Here is a 14,574-nt window from a genome sequence, read left to right as displayed (position 1 = left end):
AAGGCGTCGGACCGCATTCCACCGAGCGGTGCGGCAAGCCCCTCGGGTGTTTGATGGGTCCGAAGAAACGAAAAAGCCGCCAACCCCGGGAGGCTGGCGGCTTGACATGGCAGTGCGCGAAACGAATGCCCGCCGATAATCAGAGCTTGGGGCCGATATGGTCCGGGATCGGGCACCGGTAGGGCTTGCCCTCGGTCTTTTCACGCCACTCGGCCTTGGCTTCAGCCAGCAGATGCGGATTGAGGATGAGGTCGAGGCCGGTTGCCGCCAGCGACTTGGCCGCATGCGCGAAGGCCTTGTGGGCGGCCGGGCTCTTGCCCTGCGCGACCACCTGCCAGGTGTGCGGCGCGGTGCCGATCGCCCAGGCGGGCGCCCAGCATTGCGCCGTCGGCGTCACCCAGCTGACATCGCCGACATCGGTCGAGCCGGCGCGGAAATGCGACTGTCCGTCGAAGTCGCGAAGGCCGAGGTGCAGGCCGCTCGTTCCGTCCATCCGGCTGTTGGCAAAGACGTCGCCCTTGATCTGGTAGAGCCGGATGCTGCTGGCGATCGCCTCCGGCGTCATCGTCTTCTGGATCTCGCGGGCAAACGCGATATCGGCCTCGTCGAAGGCAACCGGGCCGAGCGCCACCATGTTCTGGTGGATCGCCGTTTCCAGCGTGATATTGGGCAGGAGATTGGTGGCGGCACGGTCGAACACAATCTCGACCTCCGTCTCCGTCATCATGGCAGCGCCCCTGGCGACCTTGTCGATCCGGGCGGCGAGCGTGAGCGCTTCCGGCATCTGCGGCGCGCGCACCAGGTAAAGCGCTTCGGCGCGCGCCTGGACGACATTGGCCGCCGTGCCGCCGGCATCGGTGATGGCATAATGCACGCGGCAATCCTGCGGCATGTGCTCGCGCAGGAAGTTGACGCCGATGTTCATCAGCTCAAGCGCGTCGAGCGCGCTGCGCCCGAGATGGGCGCCGTTCGAGGCATGCGCGGCCACGCCCTTGAAACGGTAATAGATTTCCAGAACGGCGAGATTGTTGGTCGAGCGCACGCCGTTGAACGGTGCCGGATGCCAGGTGAGCGCGGTATCGACATCGGCAAAAGCCCCGGCGCGCGCCATGAAGGTCTTGCCCGAGCCGCCCTCTTCGCCGGGGCAACCATAATAGCGCACCGTGCCCGGCAGTTTGTTTTCGCGAAGGTAACGCGCGAGTGCGACTGCGGCGAGCAAAGAGCCTGTGCCGAGCAGGTTGTGGCCACAGCCATGCCCCGTGCCGCCACTGACGAGCGGCTTTTCCTCGGCGATGCCGGCAACCTGGCTCAGCCCCGCCAGCGCATCGAACTCACCGAGAAGGGCAATCACCGGGCCGCCCTCGCCGGCCTCGCCGGTAAAGGCGGTTTCGATATCGGCCGTTCCTCGCTTGATGCGAAACCCGTGTTTCTCCAGCATCGCGATCTGCGTCACAGCCGACTTGTGCTCGCGAAAGCTCAGCTCGGCATGATCCCAGATCGCGTCGCTCATGGCTGCAAATTCGGGCTTCAATGCTTCGACGATCTCGGAAAGAGCGGCGACGACGGATGGCTGGGGCATAGATATTCCTCTTGCGGGCGACGGGGGCCGGCCGCATTGGCATTTCTGTCTTCGGATGGAAGGTGGCGGCACGGATGCCGCCACTGGATTGCAGGATCGGACCCGGCGACGACTTAGTCGTCGAGCGTGACTTCCCAGAGCCGGGTGTTCGACTGCCAGACGGGCTCGCCGTGCAGCTTCTTCGTCGCGCCCCAGATGTCGACCATGTCGTACATGAAGATCCCCGGGACTTCCTCGAGCATCAGCTTGTGGAACTCGTCGAAGATCGCCTGGCGCTTGGCCTGGTCGGCCTCGACATAGGCGGCCTTCATCAGCTCGATCGCCTTCGGATTATCCCACATCAACGAGGCGTTCTTGTCCTTGTTGCCGACGTAGAAGGAGTACATCAGTGCCGGGTCGAGACGCGGCGACACCGATTGCGAGATGACCTGGTAGTTGCCGGAACGGCGGCGATCGACCTGGGTGGCGTAGTCGAGCACCTCGATCTGCACGTTGAGGCCAACCTGCTGCATCATCGCCTGGGCGACGACGGCTGCCGGGAAGCTCGGCACGTTGCCACGCTTGTTGGCAATGATGGTGATCGGCTCACCGTTGTAGCCGGCGTCGGCCAGGTCCTTCTTGGCCTTTTCCAGATCCATCGGGATCTTCGCCTTCTGGACGTCGGAATAGAAGATCGAGTCCGCAGAAACCATCGACGCGTTGGCTTCTCCGGTGCCGTTCGACACGGCGGCAACCAGCTGGTCGAGGTCGAGCGCTTCGGCCATGGCCCGGCGCACGGCGACGTTGCTCAGCACCTTGTCGCGGGTCTGGAAGTACAGGAGGTTCTTGCCGTTGTTGCGCTTGACGATGAGCTGCATCGTCTCGCTGTCCTTGAACTCCGAGATCAGGTCGGCCGAGACTTCGGCGGTATCGAGCGCGCCGGACAAAAGGCCGGTCTTCACCGTCGAGGCATCGGGGATGACCATGAACTTGATGCCGTCGACCAGCGGCCGCTTGGAGCCGACCATGCCATCCGGCTTGCCGTCATTGGCGGGCGAAACGTAAGCGTCGTTCTTTGCGAGACGGACATATTCGCCCTTCTTCCACTCGGCCCACTTGAACGGACCGGTACCGATGGGCGCGACGAAGGCACCGTCGGCGCCGACCGAATCCTTGGCGATGATGCCGGTGTAGCCGCACTCGGGGCGTGCCATCAGGCCGAGGAAGACAGCCGAGGGCTTTTCGATGGTCATCGTCACCGTGGTCGGATCGACAGCGGTGACGGCGGAAACCTTGATGGTCTTGCTACCGTCGAAATCGCCGGCGCAGGTCCACTTGGTGTCTGCTGCCATGTAGCGGTTCCAGTTCCATACGACGTCATCGGCCGTGACCGCATTGCCGTTATGGAACTTCACGTCGTCGCGCAGCTTGAACGTATAGGTCAGGCCATCCGGCGACACGTCGAAGCTCTTGGCGACGAGCGGTTTGACTTCGCCGTTCTCGGCATAGCCGACGAGACCTTCGACGATATGGAAGATCACGGAATCGGTGTTGCCGTCCCGGTTGACACCCGGCACGTTGCTGCGGATATCGGAGCTCTGCGCGACGACGAGGTCACGCGCCTCGGCAAAGCCGGCGGCACTCATCAGGATGGTGCCGGCAAGGAATAAGTTTCTCATTGTTCCACTCTTCTCCAGTTGTTTCTTGTTGGTTTGTTGCGGTTGATCTCCGCTCAGAACGCGTCCCAGCAGGCCTTGGACAACAGGCCGATGGTTTCGAGCGCAATGGTGTATCCGGGCGTGCCGTCGGCCATCACCTGCGGCACGCCATCGGTGAAGACGGCAATGGCATAGAGCGGCCTGTTATCGCGATAGACGAGGCCCGTATCCATGCGCCCGCGCTTGCCCCGGCCGGACTTGCTGGCGGCAACGACCTCGAAAGGCAGGCGTGAGCGGATGCCGTAGCGTAAAACCTGGTTCTTCAGTGTCTGCAGCGCAAAGCGGCAAACCGCGACCGATGCGCCAAGCCGGGCAGCGGCAGCCTCATCGTCCTGGGCCGCAAGGATCGCTTCGAGCAGCAGGATCTGGTCGCTCGCCGTCGTGGTCGTGACTTCACCGAGCGAATGGTCCTGCTTCAGCCCCAGCGGCGGGATCAGGAAGCGATGGTGGGTACCCACCATGCCGATCGCCTTGCAATAGCCATCGACCTCTTCCAGCGTCAGCCGCTCCAGCACCATCTTGGTGCAGACATTGTCGCTCAAAACCATCATGCCGACGATGGCATCGCGCAGCGGAATGACGAGACCCGGCGTCATGTAGCGCAACATGCCGCTCGCGACCTCGTGCTTCAGCCGCTCCTCGTAAGTGATGGGCAGATCGAGATCGAGCCGGCCCTCGTGGGTCGCCTTCAGCGCCGCCATCATGATCGAGGTCTTGCGGGTGCTCGCCGACGGCGTCTCTTCGTTTTCGCCGCGCCCGATCGTTTCACCGGTCTGCAGATTGCGGACGAGAAAGCGGGTAATGAACGGCTGGGCGTCGGCAATCGCGTGGAGCCGATCGGAAATGGTGGCGGGTTTGATCGCGACGGTCATGTCAGGCCTCCAGGCGCCATTTGAGGGTAACGCCGCCCGTCTGGTTGAGGTCGAGCGCGGGGATCGCGGAAAGCAGCTTGCGCGTATAGGCCTCCTGCGGCTGGTCGAAGATCCGGTCGCGATCGCCCTGTTCGACGATGCGGCCGTCCTGCATGACGATCACCCGGTCAGCCACCTGCTCGACGACGCCGAGATCGTGGCTGATGAACAGGCAGGAAAATCCGTAGCGTTTCTGCAGGTCGGAAAAGAGCTCGAGCACCTGCGCCCGCACCGTTACGTCGAGTGCCGAGACCGGCTCGTCGGCGATCAGGAATTTCGGCCGCCGCGCGATCGCTCGTGCAATCGCAACGCGCTGGCGTTGGCCCCCTGAAAGCTCGTGCGGGTAGCGATTGGCAAAATCGCCGGCAAGGCCGACCTCGTCGAGCGTATCGAGCGCCCGCTTGCGCTTGGCCGCGCCATCGAGATCGGGCACTAGCCGCAAGGCCTCTTCGACCAGCGCCTGGATCGTCATGCGCGGATCGAGTGACGAATAGGGGTCCTGGAAGACCATCTGGCAGTTCAGGCGATAATCACGCCAATCGGCGCTGCGCTCGCGTCCCTGGAACAGGATTTCGCCCTCGCTCTGCGCGACGAGGCCGGCGATGGTGCGCCCGAGCGTCGTCTTGCCCGAACCGGAGCCGCCGACCAGGGCAACGACTTCGCCGACATGGATGTCGACGCTGACGCCATGCAGCGCGCGTTTCGGCGCCTGCTTGCGGAAGAGCCCCTTGCGACCGGGATACTCGACGACGATGTTGCGCGCCGACACCATGGGCGTGCGCGACATGTCGAGTTTGCGTGGTGCCGCGCGAAACGGCAGCGAGGAGAGCAGCTTGCGGGTATAGGGATGCTCCGGAGCGCTCAAAATGTCCGCGGTCTGTCCCTGCTCGACGATCACGCCCTTTTCCATGACGACGAAGCGGTCGGTGTAGCGCGCCACCATCGGCAGGTCGTGGCTGATCAGGAGGACGGCCGTGCCTTCGGCCTTTGTGAGTTCGACCATCAGTTCCATGACGTCGCGCTGGACCACAGCATCCAGCGCAGTCGTCGGTTCGTCGGCGATCAGGAGCGCCGGCTTCAGGAGCATGACCGAGGCAAGCATGATGCGCTGACGCATCCCGCCGGAGAACTCGTGCGGATAGGCGACAAGCGCCCGCTCCGGCTCGCGCAAGCCGACGCGCTTCAGCATATCGAGGATCGCAGCCCGACGCTCGTCGGCGCTTTTCTTCGTGTGCAGGATCAGGCCTTCTTCGAGCTGCCGGCCGATGGTCATCGACGGGTTGAGCGAGGTCATCGGCTCTTGGAACACGACACCGATCTCGCCGCCGCGCAATTGCCTTAGGTCGCGATCCTTCAGGGACAGCACATCGCGTCCGCGGTACCTGATCGTGCCGCCGACATGGCGCACGGCAGGCGGGATCAGCCCGATGATGGCGCGGGTCGCCAGCGTCTTGCCGGAGCCGGATTCGCCGACGATGCCGACGATTTCACCCGCGCCGACGTCAAAGCTGACGCTCTTCACCACCTGATTGCCATTGTGGGAGACGGCCAGCGACAGGTCGCGAACACTGAGGAGGGAGCTACCGGTCATTTCAGGCCTCGCATGCGGGGGTCTAGCTTGTCGCGGAGCGCGTCGCCGAGAAGGTTGATGCCGAGCAATGTCAGCGCGATGCAGAGGCCGGGGAAGAAGCCGAGCCAGACGGCCTGCTCGATGAACGGGCGGCCGGCGGCCAGCATGTTGCCCCAGGTCGGCGCCGGTGGCGGTACGCCGAGGCCGAGGAACGACAGCGCGCTTTCCGACAGGATCGCCCAGCCGAACATCGATGTCGCAAGCACGGTGATCGGGGCCAGGCAGTTCGGCAAGATGTGGCGCAGCATCGTATATATCTCGCCATTGCCCATGACGCGCGAAGCCTCGATGAACTCGCGCTCGCGCAGCGACAGGACCGCGCCGCGCACGACGCGTGCCATCGACGGCGTATAGGCGATGCCGAGCGCGAAGATGATGCCGTACTGGTTGGCCCCGAAGACGGCGAGCAGCCCGAGCGCCAGAAGGATGCCCGGAAAGGCGAGCAGCGCGTTGTTGACCGCCATGATGACGCCATCGACCCAGCCGCGGGCATAGCCGCTGATGAGGCCGATCAACGTGCCACAGACGACCGCGAAGGCAACCGTCAGACAGCCGATCCAGACGCTGGCGCGGGCGCCGATCATCAGCCGGCTGGCCACGTCGCGGCCGAACTCATCGGTGCCGAGCCAGTGGGCGGCACCGGGAGCGGCGAGACGCGAGGTGAAGCCGAGTGCACTGGGATCGTAAGGCGTCCAGAACACACCGATCAGTGCGGTGATGACGAGCGCGGCAATCAGGCCGCCGCCGATGACGCCGTTGAACGTGAACTTTCTCATTCTGCCACCACCCGCGGATCGAAGAGAGGATAGAGGAGGTCGACCACCAGGTTGACGACGACATAGGAGAAGGCGACGAGCAGCAGGCAGCCCTGGATCACCGGGTAGTCCCGCTGGAAGATGCTGTCGACCATCAGGCGGCCAAGGCCCGGAATGGTGAAGACCGTCTCGATGACGGCGATACCGCCGAGCAGATTGCCGAGGATCAGGCCGATCATCGTCCAGGTCGGGCCGAAGGCATTCTTGAAGGCATGCTTCCAGAGCACGGCACTTTCCGACAGGCCCTTGGCGCGGGCGTGGGTGATGTAATCGAGGCGGAGCACTTCGAGCGTCGAGGCGCGCGCCATGCGGATGATCACGCCCATTTCATGGATGACCAGCGTCATCACTGGCAGCACGAGATAGAGAAGCCCGCCTTTCCAGTTTTCCGAGATCGGCACGTAGCCGAGCACCGGCAACCAACCGAGCTTCAGGCCGAAGGCGAGCAGCAACAGCAGGCCGAGCCAGAAGGTCGGGATCGACAGGAGCACGGTCGCGGTGCCGACCAGCGCCAGGTCCGTCAGGCTGTTCTGCCGCCAGGCGGCGATGACGCCGGCGGGAACAGCAATCAGGCTTGCCAGGAACACCGCGATCACGACGATCTCGGCGCTCACCATGAAGCGGCTCAGCACCAGGTGCAGGACCGGCTCGTCTGTGACGATGGAGCGGCCGAAGTCGCCGGACAGGATATTGCCGGCCCAGATGACGAACTGCTCGGGAATGCTGCGGTCAAGACCGAGCACGCCGCGCATTTCGGCGATCTGCTGCGGCTCGGCCATATCGCCGAGCATCAGCGCGGCCGGATCGCCGGGAATGAGACGGATGAGCGTGAACACGGCCACCGAGACGATGACGATCGTCGGTATCGCCATCACGAGGCGGTTGAGTATGAACTTGATCATGGGTTCCCCGTACTGAGAGCAGCCTGGCGCAACATCGCGATTCGGCCCTCCTGCCGGCTTTTCTTGAAACAACTATGATCGAATGGAAAAAACTGCGCAATATTATGACGAATCGTCATAGCTCTATGACGAAGGCATGACATGCGCACCATCGTGTGGCGTGGTAGTCACAGCGCATGTCCCGGTCGATTGTTGCGGACTCAGAGCGGGAGCATTAAAGCAGCGCGCAGAGGCGAAGCGTGAAACGTGCAGCCGCGGTTCACCCCGGTCCGTCGTTCACCAGCGGATGTTGAGACCAATCTTCAGATCGGGAAAGAGATCGCCACCACGCGCACGCGCTGCGCTGACGGCAGACGCGACACCAACGACGAACACGGCAAAGGCGAGTCCGACCACAACGCGCCGAACCGCAGTGACCGCTGCCCGGCGCTTCGTCTGCGTTGCCTGCATCATCATCCGCGACCGTATCCTTCGCCGCCGCCGTCGGATGTCGCCGAAGAACAGCTCCGGTACCGACGCCCGATGAAGCGAAACGCGATGAGCATCGGCGTGCCTGCGGGCACGAAGATCCCGCTGTAGCGACCCGCCGAGACTCGACGCCCGATTGTTCAAGGCGCCTTCGAGAATCAGGCTTAAGGTATGACGCAACGTCCGGCTCAAGCGGAATTTTCCGCATACACCCCTCGATGCCGAAGGCGGGCGCCGTGGCGAAACGCTGTAGGGTGCGGGACGGACGGCCTGCGAAACGACGATCAGAGCAGCTGAAGATGTTCGGCGAGCTCGCGCGCAGCCGCGCCGCCTGCGCGGTTCGCGCCGATCGTCGATGCGGACGGGCCGTAACCGACCAGGTGGATCCTCGGGTCCTTCGCTACCTGTGTCGCAAGCCGGCCGGTCATCAGGATGCCGCCGTCAGCGTTGCGCAACTGCAGCGGCGCCAGATGGTCGAGCGCGCTGCGAAAACCGGTGCTCCAGAGAATGACGTCGAAGGCCTGTTCGCGTCCGTCCGGCCAGCGCACGCCGGATGCGGTGATCTCGGCAAACATCGGCCGGCGATCGAGCGCGCCGCGGGCGCGGGCAGCGAGGATCGCCGGCGTTATCGGAATGCCGGTGACGGAAACGACCGAGCCCGGCGGTAGACCACGGCGGACACGGTCCTCGACCATGGCGACCGCCGCACGGCCGACCTCTGGCGTAAACGGCGTGTCGCGGAAGGCCGGTTCCTCGCGCGTGACCCATGTGGTCGATGCAACCCTGGAAATTTCGTCCAGCAACTGGATCGCCGATATGCCGCCACCAACCACCAAAACGCGCTGGCCCGCAAACGCGTCGGCGGTCTGATAGTCCTTGGTATGCAGCTGCCGCCCCTTGAAAAGCTCGGCTCCCGGATAGCGCGGAACGTAAGGCGCCTCCCAGGTGCCGGTAGCATTGATGATGCCGCGGGCAGCATAGACGCCGGCATCGGTCTCGACCCGGAAGCGTTCGCCACGCTCGCACACCACGCTGACGGCAACCGGCCGGCGGACCGGCAGCTCGAATGCCCTCTCGTAGGCACCGTAATATTGCGGAACGGCGACGGCGGCGTGGACTTCGCCCTTGCTCGTGTCGACGGCCTCGGCAAACTTCATGCCGGGCAGATCGTGAATGCCGTTGACGGTGCTGAGCGTCAGCGACGGCCAGCGGAACTGCCAGGCGCCGCCCGGCTGCGGCGACCGGTCGATAACCACGTACTGCACGTGGGGAGACAGTCCGAGCCGGCTTAGATGGTAGGCCGAAGACAGCCCTGCCTGCCCGGCGCCGATCACGACGATATCGATCTTGCGGGCGACGCGCGCATGCGTATCGGCCGGAACAAGCGAACTCTCGATATCCATCATTTCAGGGCAAGACCGAACGAGGGTCGGTCGTTTTCAGAGCAACCAAGGCAGCGTTCCTCAGCCGATCGCGGCTGCGAAGATGGCAGCGAGCGTTTCGATGCCGGCCTGGTCGTCAAGGTCGAAACGGGCAGGCTTGGGGCTGTCGAGGTCGATGACGCCGATCACCCGGCCGTTGCGCCTGACGGGCACCACGAGTTCGGAGCGGGATGCCGCATCGCAGGCGATATGGCCGGGAAAGGCGTGCACGTCCTCGACGAGGATCGATCGCCCTTCCTTCACCGCCGTGCCGCAGACGCCGCGGCCGACGGGGATGCGAACGCAGGCCGGTTTGCCCTGGAACGGCCCGAGCACCAGTTCGGCGTCGGTATCGAGGAAATAGAAACCGGCCCAGTTGAGATCGGGCATCGTCTGGAACATCAGCGCCGAGGCGTTGGCGGCATTGGCGATCAGGTTCGGCTCGCCGTGCAGCAGACCCTCGAGCTGCTGCGCCAGTTCCCTGTAGAATTCGGTCTTGTCGCCGGTATCGATGACGGCTGCCTGAAACATGATGCTCTTCACTCTCTCAACACATGGATCGGCAATGTAGTGTCGCAGACGGCATTTGCCAATTACGGCAGCACCCAAGCGCTCACGGCTGCTGGGAGGCTGCAACCTGGCGCTTCAGGCAATCGATCATCGCCTGGGCGGCAATCGACAGCGGCACGCCGGCGGCGGTCGCAACGCCGAAATCCTGCGTCAGGTGCGGCGAAAAACTCCTGATCTCGATCGGCAGGTGCCGGTGCAGATTTGCAAAGAAACTGCTGATGATCGCAACACCCAGATCATGGGCGGCATAGGCGCAGGCCGAGCTGTTGCTGTGCGTCTCGATCTTGACCTTCTGCGGCACGCCGGCCTTACGAAAGATCTCGTCGAGCATGACCCGGGTCGGCCGGCGGCGACCGATAAGGATCAGCGGGATGCCCCTCAATTCCTTCGGCGTGACGTGATCGAGCGCCGTCAGCGGATGGTCCTTGGCCATGACGCAGACGCTCACGCCGCCAGCCACCGGCTGCATCTCGAGGCTGGCGCTCAATTGCCCCTCGTAACGCAGGAAGCCGAAATCGATGATCCGCTGCTCGACGAGGCGGGCAATGGCAACGGTGGTGTCGAAGAAGGTTTCGATGCGCACGCCGGGAAAATCCCTGGCATAATCGGCGAGCATCGCCGGCGCGAAGCTTTCCGACATGCTGTTCGGCAGGCCGATCCGGACGACTTCCGGGCCGACCGCGCCGCTGCGAAGATCCTGGGCGAGATTGGTGAAACGATCGATCCCGAGCAGGATATGCTCGGCATCCTCCGACAGCTTCATCGCCTCGGGCGTGGGGATCAGCCGGCCCTTGTCGCGCGCAAACAGCGTTAGCGACAGGTCCTCTTCCAGTTGCTGCAACAGGCGGCTGACGCCGGACTGACTAAGCCCCATGGTCTTTGCCGCGGCGATCGTCGAGCCGGTGGCAAGCAGGGTCCGCAGCACCTCCAATTGTCGAAAATTCATGGTCGCCGCCTCATCGATCCCATCGCCGGTTCCTGTCGTGTCTACGAAATGGAAGCGGATCTAGGAAGCCGGATTCGGCGAAAGCAGGAACCGAAGAGCGCCTGCGCGCTCTCCGGGCTTTTCGATCTGTCCTGACGGATCAGGCGTCGATACGCAACGATGGCTTGAAGCGCTCGGCAAAGACTTCGATAGAGCCACTGCCGTAACGACGCGTCTGCCGTTTGGTGAGAACGGACATGACACGCGCCGCGGTCGAAAACGTCATCTCGTCGAGCGGACCGTCGCCACTCCAGGGCTTGGTCAGACCGTCGGTGACGATGCCGATCATGTTTGCCGGCATGATGTCGGTGCAAGATTTCATCCGGTCGAAGACGTACCCGATCAGCAGCACCTTGCCTTCGAACGAAACCACGGGTTCAGGCATCCCCTCGCCCCAATCATCATAGGCCTCAAGGGCATCTCGGAAGAGATTTTGCAGGATGATGGAGGCATGCCCTTCATGAAGAGCGGGCAGCAAATTCGTCATTTGTGTCTCCTTCAGTGGTTAAGGCCGGGAAACGCGAATGGCCAATACTGTCAGCATGTATTTGTCATCGTGCCGTGTGGCCGGTACTCTGACGGCCGCACAGTCGGTAGACTGCAGGCCATGGCGAAATGCGAAAGCGCGACAATGGTTCCGAGCGATCCGCAGTTTTTTTCGATATCCGTTCCGGGGCGCGAATTTTGGTGTCAGCGCGGCCACGCCTCGCGAACGCCATTTCGTGCCTGCGAACGTCGTATCAGCCTCGAAATGCCGAGCGTTCGTTTGCGCATGAGGAACGAAAAACTATTATCCACATATTCCATAGAATATACGATCTTACCTGACGACGCCAGATAATTCACAGATATGCCCCACTATCGACAGGGAGCAATCACATGGGGACGATCTCGCAGCTTTCCGAGAAGACAAGGCTCTCGGCACATCGGATCGAAAGCGAGGAGGAGGCGCTGGAGATCGCGCGTGATCTCGCACGCGAATTCGCCAAACGCTCGAACGAACGGGATACCGACCGCATCCTGCCCTTCGACGAGCTCGACACGCTGGCCCAATCGGGCCTGCTCGCGATCACCGTGCCCTCCGACTATGACGGCATCGACGTCTCCAACGCGGTGCTGGCGGAGATCACCGCCATCCTGTCGGAGGCCGACAGCTCGATCGGACAGATCCCGCAGAACCATTTCTACATTCTCGAAGCGCTGCGCACCGATGGCACGGAGGAGCAGAAGAAATTCTTCTTTGGTCGCGCCCTTGCGGGTGATCGCTTCGGCAATGCGCTGTCGGAGAAGGACACGAAAACCGTCGGCGACTATGCGACACGCCTGACGCCGGATGGCCTCGGCTATCGGCTCAATGGCCGCAAATTCTATTCGACCGGGGTGCTCTTTGCCGAATGGATCGTCGTCTTCGCTCTCGATCCCGACGAAAAACTCACCATGTCCTTTGTGGCGCGCGGCGCCGAGGGCCTGCAGATCATCGACGACTGGGACGGCTTCGGCCAGCGCACCACCGGCAGCGGCACCACTGTGCTGCAGAATGTCTACGTCACGGCCGACGCGGTCGTGCGTCATCATCGCGGCTTCGAACGCGCCACCACGATCGGCTCGGTTGGCCAGATCATCCATGCTGGCGTCGATCTCGGCATCGCGCGCGCCGCCTTTGCTGAAACGCTCGACTTCGTTCGCAATCGCGCGCGGCCGTGGACGGACAGCGGCGTCGAGCGGGCAGCCGACGACCCGCTGACGATCGCCCGCATCGGGCAGATTGCGATCCGGCTCGAGGCGGCTACCGCCATCGTCGAGCGGGCCGGCAAGAAGGTCGACATCGCCCAGATCAACGGCACCGAGGAGAGCGTCGTCGAGGCGACGCTTTCCGTTGCCGCCGCCAAGGTGCTGACGACGGAAATCGCGCTCGAGGCGACCAACACGCTGTTTGAACTCGCCGGCACGTCCTCGACCCGCATCGGCCTCAATCTCGACCGGCACTGGCGCAACGCCCGCACGCACACCCTCCACGATCCGGTGCGCTGGAAGCATCACGTCGTCGGCAACTTTCACCTCAACGGCATTGCGCCGCCGAAGAACGGCGCGCTCTGAGATCCCGGCCCGATGCCGCTTGAGGGTCGGAACCGACCTTGAAGCGGCACACTGAGCTTTCCACGAGGAGACGGACATGAGCCGCGAAATCCGGCTGAATGCTTTCGACATGAACTGTGTCGGCCATCAATCGCCCGGCCTCTGGACGCATCCGCGCGACCAGTCCTGGCGCTACAAGGATCTCGACTATTGGGTGCATCTGGCAAGGACGCTCGAACGCGGCAAGTTCGACGGTCTCTTCATCGCCGATGTGCTCGGCGTCTATGACGTGCTCAACGGCAATCTCGACGCGGCGCTGCGCCATTCCGCCCAGGTTCCGGTCAACGATCCGCTGCAACTGGTGCCGGTGATGGCGCACGCGACCGAGCATCTCGGCTTCGGGCTCACCGCCTCGCTATCGTTCGAACATCCCTATACCTTCGCGCGGCGGATCTCGACGCTTGATCACCTCACCAAGGGTCGCGTTGGCTGGAACATCGTCACCTCCTATCTCAACAGCGGCGCGCTCAACATCGGCCAGGCACAACAGACGCGCCACGATGACCGCTATGATGTCGCTGAAGAATATCTCGAGGTCTGCTACAAGCTCTGGGAGGGCAGCTGGGAAGACGGCGCCGTCGTGCGCGATCGCGCAAGCGGTATTTTCACCCATCCCGACAAGGTCCATGCAATCGACCATCGCGGTCGCCATTTCACCGTTCCCGGCATCCACCTCAGCGAACCGTCGCCGCAGCGCACACCCGTTCTCTACCAGGCCGGCGCTTCCAGCCGAGGCAAGGATTTCGCCGGCGCCCATGCCGAATGCGTCTTCGTCGCAGCGCCCTCGAAGACCGTTCTGAAACGCTATGTAGCAAACGTCCGCGAGGCCGCCGCCCGCGCCGGGCGCAATCCGCGCGATCTCCTCACCTTCAACCTGCAAACGGTGATCCTCGGCGAAACCGACGCGGAGGCCAAAAGGAAGTTCGACGAGTATCGCCGGCATGTGTCCTACGAGGGCGCGCTTGCGCTGATCTCGGGCTGGACCGGCATCGATTTCGGCCAGTTTTCGCCGGACGAACCGCTGCGCCATCGCTATACCAACGCGGTCCAGTCCGCGGTCGAGACCTTCACGACGATCGACCCGGACAAGGTCTGGACCGTGCGCGAAATGGCCGACTGGGTCGGCATCGGCGGCTTCGGCCCTGTCTTCGTCGGCTCGCCGGAAACGGTCGCCGATCTGCTGCAGGAGTGGGTTGAGGACACCGATGTCGACGGCTTCAACCTCGCCTATGCCGTCACGCCTGAAACCTTCGAGGATACGGTCGACTTGCTCGTGCCGGAATTGCAGAAGCGCGGCGTTTACAAGACCGCCTATGGCCAGGGTACCCTGCGCGAAAAGCTGTTTGGCGCCGGTCCGAGGCTCACAGCCCCTCACCCTGGCGCCGGCTATCGCGACCGCGCCGGAAACAGCCAGGCGATCGCGGCGTCCGCATAGGAACACCGCTCGCCAGAGATTTCGG

Annotated in this window: 13 protein-coding genes; 2 read left to right on the top strand and 11 right to left on the bottom strand. The window is 63.4% G+C overall.

What is annotated here, in order from left to right; all coding sequences use genetic code 11:
- Window positions 1-139 precede the first annotated feature (139 nt).
- The 11 genes from RTP54_RS23150 to RTP54_RS23100 all read right to left on the bottom strand — a co-directional run bounded on the left by RTP54_RS23150 (window position 140) and on the right by RTP54_RS23100 (window position 11,465).
- Window positions 140-1,579, bottom strand: a complete 1,440-nt coding sequence (locus tag RTP54_RS23150) for a M20 family metallopeptidase (protein ID WP_312365935.1) — start codon at window positions 1,577-1,579, stop codon at window positions 140-142.
- Between the two features lie 113 nt (window positions 1,580-1,692).
- The gene (locus RTP54_RS23145; protein ID WP_312365934.1) at window positions 1,693-3,237 is read right to left on the bottom strand and encodes an ABC transporter substrate-binding protein; all 1,545 of its coding nucleotides are present in this window, start codon (window positions 3,235-3,237) and stop codon (window positions 1,693-1,695) included.
- A gap of 53 nt (window positions 3,238-3,290) precedes the next feature.
- Window positions 3,291-4,148: a serine hydrolase gene (locus RTP54_RS23140; RefSeq protein ID WP_312365933.1), complete on the bottom strand. Its 858-nt coding sequence runs from the start codon at window positions 4,146-4,148 to the stop codon at window positions 3,291-3,293.
- Window position 4,149: 1 nt separating this feature from the next.
- The gene (locus RTP54_RS23135) at window positions 4,150-5,778 is read right to left on the bottom strand and encodes an ABC transporter ATP-binding protein (RefSeq protein WP_312365932.1); all 1,629 of its coding nucleotides are present in this window, start codon (window positions 5,776-5,778) and stop codon (window positions 4,150-4,152) included.
- Window positions 5,775-6,593, bottom strand: a complete 819-nt coding sequence (locus RTP54_RS23130) for an ABC transporter permease (RefSeq protein ID WP_112811250.1) — start codon at window positions 6,591-6,593, stop codon at window positions 5,775-5,777. The genes RTP54_RS23135 and RTP54_RS23130 overlap by 4 nt, the downstream gene beginning before the upstream one ends.
- Entirely contained in the window at window positions 6,590-7,534 is a 945-nt protein-coding gene (locus RTP54_RS23125) for an ABC transporter permease (RefSeq protein ID WP_112811249.1), read from the bottom strand. The genes RTP54_RS23130 and RTP54_RS23125 overlap by 4 nt, the downstream gene beginning before the upstream one ends.
- Before the next feature lie 276 nt (window positions 7,535-7,810).
- Entirely contained in the window at window positions 7,811-7,990 is a 180-nt protein-coding gene (locus RTP54_RS23120; protein WP_312365931.1) for a hypothetical protein, read from the bottom strand.
- A 296-nt stretch (window positions 7,991-8,286) separates the two neighbouring features.
- Window positions 8,287-9,408 carry an FAD-dependent oxidoreductase gene (locus RTP54_RS23115; RefSeq protein WP_312365930.1) on the bottom strand — a complete coding sequence of 374 codons (1,122 nt, stop codon included), beginning with the start codon at window positions 9,406-9,408 and terminating at the stop codon, window positions 8,287-8,289.
- A 57-nt stretch (window positions 9,409-9,465) separates the two neighbouring features.
- Entirely contained in the window at window positions 9,466-9,954 is a 489-nt protein-coding gene (locus RTP54_RS23110; RefSeq protein WP_312365929.1) for a GAF domain-containing protein, read from the bottom strand.
- Window positions 9,955-10,036: 82 nt separating this feature from the next.
- A complete protein-coding gene (locus RTP54_RS23105) occupies window positions 10,037-10,939 on the bottom strand; it encodes a LysR family transcriptional regulator (RefSeq protein ID WP_112811245.1) in 903 nt (300 codons plus the stop codon).
- A gap of 139 nt (window positions 10,940-11,078) precedes the next feature.
- Window positions 11,079-11,465: a hypothetical protein gene (locus RTP54_RS23100; protein WP_409517190.1), complete on the bottom strand. Its 387-nt coding sequence runs from the start codon at window positions 11,463-11,465 to the stop codon at window positions 11,079-11,081.
- A 392-nt stretch (window positions 11,466-11,857) separates the two neighbouring features.
- Between RTP54_RS23100 and RTP54_RS23095 the strand changes: the two genes are divergently transcribed.
- Together RTP54_RS23095 and RTP54_RS23090 are read left to right on the top strand one after the other, a co-directional pair.
- Window positions 11,858-13,075 carry an SfnB family sulfur acquisition oxidoreductase gene (locus RTP54_RS23095; RefSeq protein ID WP_312365928.1) on the top strand — a complete coding sequence of 406 codons (1,218 nt, stop codon included), beginning with the start codon at window positions 11,858-11,860 and terminating at the stop codon, window positions 13,073-13,075.
- A 76-nt stretch (window positions 13,076-13,151) separates the two neighbouring features.
- A complete protein-coding gene (locus RTP54_RS23090) occupies window positions 13,152-14,549 on the top strand; it encodes an LLM class flavin-dependent oxidoreductase (RefSeq protein WP_312365927.1) in 1,398 nt (465 codons plus the stop codon).
- Window positions 14,550-14,574 lie beyond the last annotated feature (25 nt).

It is taken from the genome of Ensifer sp., assembly GCF_031989085.1.
Lineage (GTDB): Bacteria > Pseudomonadota > Alphaproteobacteria > Rhizobiales > Rhizobiaceae > Ensifer.
The sequence above is the reverse complement of the archived record's forward strand: the minus strand, read 5'-3'. Positions and strand labels throughout refer to the sequence as shown.